The 12,293-nt window shown below is 37.1% G+C and carries 11 protein-coding genes; 3 read left to right on the top strand and 8 right to left on the bottom strand.

The genetic code is table 11. The features are described from left to right. Nucleotides 1-58: 58 nt before the first annotated feature. The gene (locus IGL36_RS06170; protein ID WP_002365632.1) at nucleotides 59-592 is read left to right on the top strand and encodes a hypothetical protein; all 534 of its coding nucleotides are present in this window, start codon (nucleotides 59-61) and stop codon (nucleotides 590-592) included. Between the two features lie 15 nt (nucleotides 593-607). On the opposite strand, the gene IGL36_RS06165 is transcribed toward IGL36_RS06170, so the two are convergent. Continuing rightward, nucleotides 608-1,600: an alpha/beta hydrolase gene (locus IGL36_RS06165; protein ID WP_002398274.1), complete on the bottom strand. Its 993-nt coding sequence runs from the start codon at nucleotides 1,598-1,600 to the stop codon at nucleotides 608-610. A gap of 145 nt (nucleotides 1,601-1,745) precedes the next feature. Next, nucleotides 1,746-3,056: a diaminopimelate decarboxylase gene (gene lysA, locus IGL36_RS06160; protein ID WP_002369441.1), complete on the bottom strand. Its 1,311-nt coding sequence runs from the start codon at nucleotides 3,054-3,056 to the stop codon at nucleotides 1,746-1,748. A gap of 197 nt (nucleotides 3,057-3,253) precedes the next feature. Between lysA and IGL36_RS06155 the strand changes: the two genes are divergently transcribed. Together IGL36_RS06155 and IGL36_RS06150 are read left to right on the top strand one after the other, a co-directional pair. Further along, nucleotides 3,254-5,134: a fructose-bisphosphatase class III gene (locus IGL36_RS06155; RefSeq protein ID WP_002365630.1), complete on the top strand. Its 1,881-nt coding sequence runs from the start codon at nucleotides 3,254-3,256 to the stop codon at nucleotides 5,132-5,134. A 154-nt stretch (nucleotides 5,135-5,288) separates the two neighbouring features. Continuing rightward, entirely contained in the window at nucleotides 5,289-6,176 is an 888-nt protein-coding gene (locus IGL36_RS06150) for a serine hydrolase (RefSeq protein WP_002398273.1), read from the top strand. Nucleotides 6,177-6,286: 110 nt separating this feature from the next. On the opposite strand, the gene IGL36_RS06145 is transcribed toward IGL36_RS06150, so the two are convergent. The 6 genes from IGL36_RS06145 to IGL36_RS06120 form a co-directional block, all read right to left on the bottom strand. Next, a complete protein-coding gene (locus tag IGL36_RS06145) occupies nucleotides 6,287-7,384 on the bottom strand; it encodes a hypothetical protein (protein WP_002398272.1) in 1,098 nt (365 codons plus the stop codon). Next, a complete protein-coding gene (locus IGL36_RS06140) occupies nucleotides 7,385-7,894 on the bottom strand; it encodes an RNA polymerase sigma factor (RefSeq protein WP_010716984.1) in 510 nt (169 codons plus the stop codon). It lies immediately after the preceding gene. A gap of 138 nt (nucleotides 7,895-8,032) precedes the next feature. After that, nucleotides 8,033-8,422 (bottom strand): hypothetical protein, encoded by a 390-nt coding sequence (locus tag IGL36_RS06135; RefSeq protein ID WP_002363911.1) that lies wholly within the window; start codon nucleotides 8,420-8,422, stop codon nucleotides 8,033-8,035. Between the two features lie 74 nt (nucleotides 8,423-8,496). After that, on the bottom strand, nucleotides 8,497-9,132 hold the full coding sequence (locus tag IGL36_RS06130) for a V-type ATP synthase subunit D (RefSeq protein WP_002357673.1): 636 nt from the start codon (nucleotides 9,130-9,132) through the stop codon (nucleotides 8,497-8,499). A gap of 4 nt (nucleotides 9,133-9,136) precedes the next feature. Then, a complete protein-coding gene (locus IGL36_RS06125; protein WP_002398271.1) occupies nucleotides 9,137-10,513 on the bottom strand; it encodes a V-type ATP synthase subunit B in 1,377 nt (458 codons plus the stop codon). Then, complete coding sequence (locus IGL36_RS06120; RefSeq protein WP_002361774.1) at nucleotides 10,506-12,287, bottom strand: V-type ATP synthase subunit A; 1,782 nt, start codon at nucleotides 12,285-12,287, stop codon at nucleotides 10,506-10,508. The genes IGL36_RS06125 and IGL36_RS06120 overlap by 8 nt, the downstream gene beginning before the upstream one ends. Nucleotides 12,288-12,293 lie beyond the last annotated feature (6 nt).

Below are 12,293 nucleotides of genomic sequence, written 5' to 3'. Positions count from 1 at the left end.
TGAGAACAGCTATGGTATAGTCAAAACTACGATTATTTCAAACACGGAGCGACAGTTTATGGAAATGTACCAAGTAATTAGATATTTTTTAAATGAAATGGAGAAAAAGATTTGGCATGCCTTGTTAACATTAGTACTTTTTTGTCTTTATATTTCCATTTTTGATGTTCCTTTTACAATTAAAAATACATTCATCGGCAGACTACTTTTCCCGAAAGCTTTTATGAATGCAGGAAGTGCGAATCTGATTTTTTATTTGATTAGTTTTTTTGGTTTTTTATGGTCAATTTTCATTTTTGCTTATCTATTGAATAAGACACGCCTCAAATTATTAAATAAAACCTTTCCTTATCTTTTGGAAATATTAGAAGTCTGTATTTTGCCTTTAGTGATTCTTTTTGCTTACATTTATATTTATTTGCGGGTCCATGGCGAAGGTTTCAGCTATATACGAGAATCTCTTTTACAGCAAGAGTTAACTTATTCAATGAAATGGTTCCTTTGCCTTGGTAGTTTGGCGCCGTTATTTTTCTTTTTAAGCACTTTAAATTTAGCTAAACGAGTCAGACAAAAAAAAGACATGGAATCATGAAAATCCATGTCTTTTTTAGTCGGATATTGTTTTTACCGCAGGACAGTTTTCTTCCAAAAACTCAAAAATACTACTGTAATAATTTTCAGGTTCGTAGACACTTGAAGATAAATGTGGTGCTTTAGCAACAATGAGGCCTTTTTTTATCCCCTGAGTTGCCGCTAAATTTTCTTCAAACATTGTCATTGGAACAAAGCGATCACCTGTACCGTGAATAAAAAATGTCGGCAACGTATTTTTGTGTAATTGTCTCACGGAAGAAGCGGTTTTCAATTGAAAGCCATAGTTATTTAATGCTAATTGATTAGCAATTGTTAAAATAGGAAAAGCGGGTAAATGAAAAGATTCATGTAGGACATATTTAAATTCATCATAAACAGAAGTGTAGCCACAATCCACTATTAATCCGCGGACATTCGTTGGTAACTTTTCACCACTTGCCATCATGACAGTAGCCGCTCCCATGGAACCGCCCACTAAAATAATTTCTGCTTCCATATCAATGGCAAGAACTTCACTAAGCCAACTTAATAAATCTAACCGATCCAGCCATCCCATCCCAATTTTATCCCCTGAACTTTTCCCGTGCGCACGCAAATCGGGAACTAAAACATTGTAGCCTTCTTCTGCAAAACGTAATGCAGTATATGCCATATCGCGTTTTCCGTTTGAACGATAACCATGCACACAAATCGCCCAACGATGGTTATCTGGATAAGGAATAAAGCACCGTGCATACAATATTTCATCTTTAATTTTCAACCAACGATCTTCAGCAAAAGACTCTGTCCAAAAAGCTTCGCCTTCTTGTTTTTGTTGTTCTTCTATTTTAGTATATCTTGTTTCTCGTTCTTGAAAATTATCAGGATTTAATAACCGATGCCCTTTTTTATGATACCAAGGGTTGTCTTTAAGCAACGCGATTTTCAAAAAATAATTGGCAATGTAAACAGAAAAAACAACGCCAATCATTGCAAAAATGATCAGTAACCCGAGGAGCCATTTCATCTGCAAATCACACCCTCTTCTAAAGTATTTCCTTCTTCATTTAATATACTATGGATTTTTCATTTCTGAAAGAAATCACCCTTACATTTTGTTATTTTTTGAAAAAAAGCAGCCGGCTCAAAAAGAGGCGGCTACTTTTAATCTATCAACAATCCAACGTTGTCATATCTTCATATGTCTCACGGCGAGCAACTAATTTTGCTTGTCCATCTTCGACAAAAACCACCGCTGGTCGAGGATTTCGGTTGTAATTACTTGCCATTGAATAACCGTAAGCCCCCGTACTACTAATGGCCAATAAATCCCCTGCTTTAACTTCTGGCAATAAAATATCTCGAAGTAAGACATCGCCTGATTCGCAATATTTACCAACCACTGTGACTTTCTTGACTGAATCATGCCCATCACGATTCGCTAGAAAACCATCATAAACTGCTTGATACAAAGCAGGCCGTATATTATCACCCATGCCACCATCTACGGAAACAAAATGACGAACACCAGGAACCTCTTTTTGCGCGCCAACTGTATATATCGTTGTGCCCGCTTCGGCAATTAAACTGCGGCCTGGTTCAATCCAAAGCTCAGGCAGTGGATACCCTAATTGTTCACAATGACCTTTCAAGGAATAAACAATTTTTTCAACAAATGTTGCTGGTGCTAATGGCTCATCTTGCTGCGTGTACTGCACACCAAAACCACCACCCATATTTAAAACACGTGCTGTAAATTGATGGACTTGCCGCCAGTCTTCTAAAATAGTGAACATTTTTTCAACAGCAGCTAAAAAGCCTTCCACAGCAAAAATTTGCGAGCCAATATGGCAATGGACCCCTTGTACATCAAAAGAGGGGTTTGATAAAAGACGAACGAGTGCTTCTGTTGCCTGGCCACTTGCAACATCAAAACCAAATTTTGAATCTTCTTGGCCTGTCAAAATGTAATCATGTGTTTCTGCATCCACGCCAGGACTCACTCGAAAAAGAACTTTTTGTGTTTGGTTTCGTGTAGCTAATAATTCTTCCAACAAGTCAATTTCGTAAAAATTATCAATGACAATTGTACCTATTTTGTTATCCAAAGCATAACGTAATTCTTCAGGGGTTTTATTATTTCCATGGAACTCAATTTCCGCTGGCTCCATGCCCCCTTTTAAAGCTGTGAATAGTTCTCCACCAGAGACAACATCACAAGCAATATCTTCTTCCTTTAACACTTGATAAATAGCTAAACAACTAAATGCTTTACTTGCATAAACCACTTTATTTTTGATACCTAATTGATTTAACGTTTGTTTAAAACCACGTGCTTGCGCGCGAATATGAGCGACATCATAGACAAATAACGGCGTCCCGAATTTTTGCGCCAACTTTACGGTGTCACAACCACCGATTTCTAAATGATTTTCCCGATTCATTTTTGCTGTACCAAATAACATGTTTTCCCGCCCCTTCATTTCGTTTTATTAAAAATCATAGCATAAAACCCAGTAGCTTCCTATAATTTTCCACATTTTTCTCTGACTTTCTCCTGTTGCTTTTTTTCGCCAAATAGCCTACAATAATTGGCATACGAATAAAAAACCTTTATTATCAAGACTTTAATCTTTTAAATAAAAATTGGTATATACGAAAAAGAAAGAAGGCAGATGACTTGGCTACACTGAACCGCGATCAACAAATTGAAGAAATTATTAATTTGGAAGCAATTTTGAATTTACCGAAAGGAACAGAACATTTTGTCAGTGATTTACATGGTGAATTTGAAGCTTTTGACCATATTTTAAGAAATGGTTCTGGGCGAATCCGAGAAAAAGTTCAATTTTTATTTAAACAAGAATTAAATGCCCATCAGATGGACGAGCTTTGTTTTATTATCTACTATCCAGAAGAAAAATTAACACTTTTAGAAAATGAAAGCGCCCTCTCTTATGAATGGTGGCTATTAACGATTCGCCGTCTGGTTGAAATCGTCCGTTCTTCTTCGATGAAGTACACACGTTCTAAAGTTCGCAAAGCCCTTCCTGAAACCTATGGGTATATTCTCGAAGAATTGATTTATCAATATGATGAAACAACAACCAAAAACGGTTACTATCAACAAATTATTGAAAAAATTATTTTACTAGGTGAAGCCAAACGTTTCGTGACAGAATTAGCTTATCTAATCCAACGTCTGATTATCGATCACCTACATGTTATTGGGGATATCTATGACCGGGGGCCAGCACCAGATAAAATTATGGACCGATTAATGTCCTATCACTCCTTGGATATTCAACTAGGCAATCATGATATGATTTGGCTGGCTGCTTATAGTGGTTCACTGGCTTGTTTAGCCAATGTAGTACGTATTTGTGCTCGCTATGGAAATTTAGATTTGTTAGAAGAACGTTATGCTATCGATTTAACCGCCTTAAAAAAATTTAGTTTAGAAACGTATAAAGAAAATCCTGCTTTTGCACCCAAGAAAAATCCCTATCGTGCGTTAACTGAAGATGAAAAACAAGTAGCGATGCGTGTGCAACAAGCCATTGCCATTATTCAAGAAAAACTAGAAGGCCAAATTATTGGTCGACGCCCTGATTTTAACTTGGCACATCGGCTACGCCTAGATAAGATTCAAGGGGAAACTATTACTTTTGACGAATGTCGTTATACATTAATTAACAGCTGTTTCCAAACCGTTTCTGAAGAGCAGCCTTACCAATTAACACGTGAGGAAAAACAGATAATTGATGATTTATTAACGCAATTTCAGTCTTCACCGCGGTTAACAAAACACATGCGCTTTCTAATGGAAAAAGCCTCTCTTTACCTTGTGTATAATCAAAATTTATTGATCCACGGCTGTCTGCCTCTGAATGCGGACGGTACTTTTCAAGCTTATACATTTAAAGGCCACTCCTATTCAGGAAAAGCTTTAGTTGACTTCTTTCAGGAAATGTTAGAAGAAGCTTATGCTCAGCCTGCTAGCACAGATGACTATGCAACAGATTGTTTATGGTATCTTTGGTGTGGCGAAGGTTCCTCATTATTTGGTAAACGAGCTATGAAAACCTTTGAGCGTTATTTTCTCGCTGAAAAAGAAACACATTACGAAGAAAAGAATCCTTATTACTCTTTGCGTGATACGGTTGAAGTTTGTGAAAGAATCCTAGATGAATTTGAAGTGACTGGTGAAAATCGACATATCATTAATGGCCATACACCAGTTAAACGAACAAAAGGCGAATCGCCAATCAAAGCAAATGGCACGCTTCTCGTAATTGACGGCGGCTTTTCAAAATCTTATCAGACAATTACTGGGATTGCTGGTTATACATTGTTGTACAACTCGTTTGGTTTACAACTGACCGCGCATAAATCTTTTTCTAGTAAAGAAACAGCCATTTTAAATAATCAAGACATTCATTCCATCAAACAAGTCATCGATCGCCCCTTACAGCGGTTATTGGTGAAAGATACCACTATCGGCAAAGAGCTATTAAAGCAATCGCAAGCACTCCAAAAACAAATGAAACAAAACCAGTAGTGCCGTTAAAAAGACGCTTGCGCTCTTATCCGAAAAATGATTAAATGGAGGAGTTGAGAAAAATATCTATTAGAGAAACGGAAAGGGTTTTACATTGAAGAAACAGCAACTCTCACTTTACGGCACCATTTTCTTTCTTTGCTTTTCCCTAATTGTGGGCTTCTTCTTCTCAAGTCGTGGCGAAGATTATGCCAAAGAATCTGAACAAAAAGTTACAATTGATTCCGCCAAACATGAGAAGCATACGAAAGACAAGGAAGAAAATAATTCAGCAAATACAGTATTTTTTGATAAAATAAATGACCTGCTCGTCGCTTCTGTCAAAGAATTTGAAGGAACGGTCGGGATTAGTTATTTAGATTTAGAAACTGGCGAACAACGTTCCGTGAATGGCCAACATGAATTTTATACAGCTAGTACTATTAAAGTGCCACTGACGATGTTAGTCGCCGACACGGTTGCTTCTGGTCAAAAAAAATGGACAGACCTGATTCCCTATAACGCCGAAGAAGATTATGAAGAAGGAACTGGGATCATTGCCTATAATATCCAACCAGAATATCCATTAAAAACGTTACAAGAATATGCCATCACCTATTCTGATAATATCGCTAAAAATATGCTCTATGACACATTGGGTGGTGATGCAAAAGCAAAACGAGAAATGTATCAGCGTTATTTGCACAAGACACCTTCGATTGAAGAACCACAATTTTCTTCGGAAGATGCGCTAGTTATTCTACAAAGATTATATATTGAAAAAGCAACAAAACCAGATTACCAAGCGATTTATGATTCTATGAAACAAAGTGTTTTCCATGAAAGAATGGAAACTCCCACAACTCAAGGAAAAGTTGCTCATAAAATTGGTTCCTATGATGAATTTATTCATGATATGGGGATTTTAGAAACACCTCACCCCTTTGCTTTAGCAATTTTTACTAAAGGACCTGATAATGCTAAGAGTGCTGAGTTTATTGCTTCAGTGACAGATAAGCTATGGCAATTACAGGTGTCTGAATATCCTAATGATAACCATTGATAATGAAAATAAAAGCATCTTTTTTTAATGACAACGCTCAATAAAAAAGATGCTTTTTTTAGTAGTTATATTAATTAAAATATTTGTATTTTCCATAACCTTTTTAGCAATTATTTCTGAGTATTTTTTAACTCCAACGAACCTAATTCTTTTCCTGCTGCATCATCTTCATAAGAATTTCTAACGATTACTTTATATAATGACTTATGATCCAAACTACTTAAGTCAAAAGAAATGTTAATTGTAGCATCTTCCCCTTTATTAAAGCCACTACCAATTTGACGTGCAATAGGTATCTCAAGACCGTTTTTATAAACTGAAATTAGAATATCACGACTTTTTTTATTTTTTTCTGGATTTGAAACATCCATAATCAGCGTAGTTTGAAGCGCATCACTTTGGGCCTTAATATTTTTAATTTTTTTCACGTTTTTAATGCTAGGTATCGTTTCTTTCATAATGGGTTGGTAAGGAATTTTAAACGTCCAATCGCCTTGATACTCTAATGCATTCTCAACACTAAAAGATCGGCTACTTGCTTTGATTGCTTCTTTTAATTCATTATCATGCTGTTCTTGATCTTCCCAAGCTAATCGGTAGATATGAAGCGTTAATTGATCTTGACTAACAAGTTTTTGCTTATTGAAAGTTGAAATCACTGAACCATAAAAAACATCCTTCTCGATTCTATATAACGATGTTGAACTTACACCCCCAAATAAATCTTCTTTGCTTCCTTCTCTAAATAACCCTAGTTGAATATCTTGAGAATAATTATTTCTAGCGATTTTTTTCTGTAATAACTCTTTTAATTTCTGATCTTTAATCTTAAATTGATAATCAAACGCCATTTTATTTTTTGTCGATACAAATTTTGTTAATACGATTTCTCGCTCATTTTGTACACTCCGCAATTCTAGTTTTGTTGGAACACCAGAAGATTCTACTGTTTGAACACCTGTATCTTGACTAATCCCCAATACCTCTTCTATGGCACGTCCAATGGGTGTTTTTACTATCAAAGTAAAAGTGGTAGCAATACTAATTAGCCCTATAATTAAATGTTTACGCGATATTTTTTTCTTTGGCTGTCTGTATTGTTTTATTTCTCCCATTAATATCTTAGTTCTTTGTGTGTTTAAACGTTCCACTGTTTCTAAAGGCATCTTTTTTTCATATTTTAATATATCACTTCGTTTTCTATCCATTTACCATGTCTCCTTTAAATATGTCCTTAATTTTTTTCGACCACGAGAAAGACGAATTTTGATGGTATTTGTTGAAACATCAAGTTGCTGAGCGATTTCTTTTATACTAAGGCCAACATAATAGTACATAACTAGCGGAACACGATAATTATCAGGTAATTTATGTAATCCTTTATCCAAATCATATAAATCATCAAAAGCAGGAACAGGAGAATAAGTATCCATCCAGTAAGTTGTTTTCTGCTTTTCTCTAAAAATATTTTGAACTTGGTTTAACATTATTTTAAAAATCCATGAATTAAACGCATATTCATTTTTTAATGTTGTTATTTTTTCCCATGCACATAGTTCAGTTTCTTGTAAACAATCAGCAACGTCGACTTCGTTTAATAGCATTTTATATGCAGCATTGTATAAAACTGTTTCATATTTTTGACAAAGGTGAACAAATGCTTGTCCATCTCCTTTTTTTGCTTTCTGAACTAATTTTTTTGTTGAAATTTTATCCATAAAACACCTCTTTTCATTTAACTAACTATTAGACGTTAAGTATCTGTAAAAGGTTTCATATTTTTATAAAAAAAATATCTGGGACAAAAGTCATTTTGACTACTGTCCCAGATACTAAAATCCACAATGAGTAGCTGGCTACTTTACAGACAACAACTTCGTAAAACGTTCTGCCAACATTTGGTGGGCATCAATTTTTTTGGTTCCTTGTGCTTTTGCTGCAAAACTAGCAAAGTTTAAGCCAGCCCCAAATAGTTGTAACGCACCGTTGCCTAAATCTCCCTTTTTAAGAGCTTCAAGCCCATCTTCGATAAACTGGTTACTTTCATCTAAATGACACTCAGGAAGATATTTCACGCCGTGATGATATCGTTTTACATTCAGAATGATTTGCTTCGCGGCTTCTTCTGAAATAGCCGCTCCCAAGTTTAACAGTAGCTCATTGATTGGTTCCACCAAGTGAGCATAGTCACTTTCGTACTTTTGACAATTCAGTGCAATCGCTTTGCGGCGTTCTTCATTTTTCATTTTTTCCACTCCCTTTTTTATTAAAAACGAGCACGAAAGCTACCAACTGGCTTCGCACTCGTTCTTTCTAACCACTAATTTTCTTTGTTCATGCTTTTAATTTTAATTAGACGTGTAATTTCGCCACGTTCATTTTCTTCTAATTTCATTTGAATGTAGTAAATTGTTTCTTCTAATTGTGGAATCGTCATATACTCTAAGGCGTTGACACGACGACGCGTTTTTTCAATTTCTTTTGATAATAATTGGCACGTCTTTTCAACATTTGCAAGTGCTAATAATTTCGGTAAAATGCTTGAAATTTTAGCAAAAGCTTGATCAAGCTCGCTGTTTGAATTCACGTAGCCATAATCTAAGGGTGCTTCTTGAACCGATTCATCGTAATCAAAAATCATTTTAGGAACTGGCACACTTAAGATGTTCTGTTCAATAATTTCTAATTCAACTTTTTCGGCTGGAATTGCCACTAACTCTTCAATAAAGGCTTCGTTCAACGTTGCGTTTGCCAATACAAAATTTGATAACGCATCCGTCACTTCTTGTTCAACCTGAATACGTAACTCATTGTTTTCTTTGACTAGCGCAATAAACCGTCGCATCAATTCATCTTGTTTGTCTTTCAGCAACTTATGACCTCTCGTGGCCGTAGTTAACTGTTTTTTCAATCGGGAAAGTTCCATACGGGTTGGATTAACATTTAATCGAGCCATTTTTCTACTTCCCTTCAGTTAAATATTGATCGAGCATATCCTCTTTAATTCGTTTTAGTTCTGTTCTCGGTAGCATACTTAATAGTTCCCACCCAAGATCTAACGTTTCTTCAATCGAACGGTTTGTATCGAATCCTTGGTTGACATATTCTTCTTCAAAACGTTGGGCAAAAGCTGCGTAAATTTTATCGACATCGGAAAGAGCTGATTCTCCTAAAATGACAGCTAATTCTTTGGCTTGTTTCCCTTGTGCATAGGCTGAGAACAATTGATTCATCGTCGCTGCGTGATCCCCGCGCGTTTTGCCTTCGCCAGTTCCTTTGTCTTTAAGACGGGAAAGTGATGGCAATACATCAATTGGTGGTTGGATACCGCTCTTATATAGTTCCCGGGACAAGATAATTTGCCCTTCTGTAATATAGCCAGTTAAATCGGGAATTGGATGTGTTTTATCCTCCTCTGGCATTGTTAAAATAGGAATCTGTGTTACGGAACCTTTTGAGTCACGAATTCGGCCTGCTCGTTCATACAACGTTGCTAAGTTCGTGTAAAGATAACCCGGGTAACCACGACGTCCTGGAACTTCACGGCGTGCTGCTGAAATTTCTCGCAACGCTTCGCAATAATTGGTCATATCCGTCATGATAACTAAGACATGCATGCCCTTTTCATAAGCTAAATATTCAGCGGCTGTCAAAGCCATTCTAGGTGTTGCAATCCGTTCAATGGCTGGATCATTCGCTAAGTTCATAAACAAGACTGAACGATCAATTGCGCCTGTTTGACGGAAATCTTCCATAAAATATTCCGCTTCTTCAAAGGTAATCCCAATGGCCGCAAAAACTACGGCAAATTCTTCTTCACTATTTAACACGTTGGCTTGTCTGGCAATTTGTGCCGCTAATTCTTTATGAGGTAAGCCAGATGCTGAAAAAACAGGTAATTTTTGACCACGAACTAAGGTATTTAAATGGTCAATCGCTGAAATCCCTGTTTGGATGAACTCATCGGGATAATCACGAGCAACTGGATTGATAACTTCGCCGTTAATATCTAATTTTTTCTCAGGTAATAATTCTGGTCCATTATCTTTTAAGCGACCTAAGCCGTCAAAAACGCGCCCCATCATATCTGGTGAAACCCCTAATTCTAAAGGATGTCCCAGAAAGCGAACTTTTGAATCACGAATATTGATATTACTCGTTCCTTCAAAAATTTGAACCATCGCTTTATCTCCATTGATTTCTAAAACTTGCCCTTGGCGAATTTCGCCATTTTGCATGCGTACTTCAATTAATTCTTCGTACTTTACGCCTGCCACTTTTTCAACAATCATCAGAGGACCAACGACTTCATTGATTGTGCGATATTCTTTAATCATTCGTCATTCCTCCTTCAGCAATGATTTCTTTTATCGTTGTTTTAATTTCTGCTTGTAAACGATCCAATTTTTCTAATTCTTCTTCTGGTAAATACTTGCTACGAGCAATGCGATCACGGATTTCAACTGTTCCCGCCATTAACTCAGAGAAATAAGTGCCTAAACTTAAGGCTTTTTGACCTTCTTCACCAAAAGTTAGAATCAATTGCAACATTTTCGCTTGTTTGGTTCGAGAAGTGAACGTATCCACGTCATCAAAAGCATTTTGTTGCAAATAGTCTTCCCGTAATGATTTGGCTGTTTCCAACGTTAAACGGTCTTTATCCGACAAGGAATCAATCCCAACCAAGCGAACAATTTCTTCCAGTTGAGATTCCTCTTGTAAAATCCGCATCCCTTCAGCTACCATAGCGGCCCAGTTTCCTTGCAATTCCAAGTCTAAATATTGCCCTACTTCTGTGGAGTAAAGAGAATAACTTTGCAACCAGTTAATAGAAGGAAAATGACGTTTTTGTGCTAATTGAGAATCTAAGCCCCAGAATACTTTAACAACGCGTAACGTATTTTGGGTGACAGGTTCTGATATGTCCCCACCAGATGGCGAAACCGCACTAATCGCTGTAATGCTTCCTTCACGATGATCTTTTCCTAACGCGATGACTTGTCCTGCTCGTTCATAATATTCAGCTAAGCGACTACCTAAATAGGCTGGATAGCCTTCATCACCAGGCATTTCTTCTAACCGGCCACTCATTTCTCGTAACGCTTCTGCCCAACGAGAAGTAGAATCCGCCATAATTGCGACTGAGTAACCCATATCACGGAAATATTCTGCAATGGTAATCCCTGTATAAATCGAGGCTTCCCGTGCCGCTACCGGCATATTTGACGTATTCGCAATTAAAATCGTCCGATTCATCAAAGACTCACCAGTTGTTGGATCAATTAATTCTGGAAATTCATTTAAAACATCTGTCATTTCATTCCCGCGTTCCCCACAACCAACGTAAACGACTAAGTCGACATCGGCCCACTTAGCAATTTGGTGCTGAACGACTGTTTTTCCAGCGCCAAATGGTCCTGGAACTGCTGCCGCTCCGCCTTTCGTAATTGGGAAAAAGGTATCAATTACGCGTTGTCCGGTCACCATCGGTACTTTGGGACTTAGTTTTTCTAAAATGGGACGTCCCCGCCGAACGGGCCATTTTTGCATCATGCTAAAACTTTCTGTTCCTTTAGCCGTTTCCACTGAGTAAACTGTTTCATCAATAGCAAAGTCACCTGCTTTAATTTCGACAATCGTTCCTGAAACGCCGAAAGGCACCATAATTTTATGTTGAATAATCGGTGTTTCTTGAACCACACCGACGATGTCACCTGCCGACACTTCTTCACCAACTGCCACAGTCGGTTCAAACGTCCATTTTTTCTCACGATCTAATGCATCAATTTTAACGCCACGGCCTAAAAAGTTACTGTGGGTTACTTCTTGAAATGTATCCAATGGTCGTTGAATACCATCAAACATTTCGGCAATTAAACCTGGGGCTAATTCAACAGATAATGGTTCTCCTGTTGAAATAACTGGTTCTCCTGGTCCAATGCCTGTTGTTTCTTCATATACTTGAATCGAAGCGACGTCGCCTCGCATTTCAATAATCTCTCCGATAACGCCTAAATCTCCTACATGACAAATGTCTTGGATACTAGCATCTGACATGTTTTCAGCTAAAATCAAAGGACCTGAAACTTTGACAATTTTTCCAATTTGCACGCTCAT

The organism is Enterococcus sp. AZ011, from assembly GCF_050548355.1.
In the GTDB taxonomy this organism is placed as follows: domain Bacteria; phylum Bacillota; class Bacilli; order Lactobacillales; family Enterococcaceae; genus Enterococcus; species Enterococcus faecalis.
This window is presented reverse-complemented; position numbering and strand designations above follow the sequence as displayed.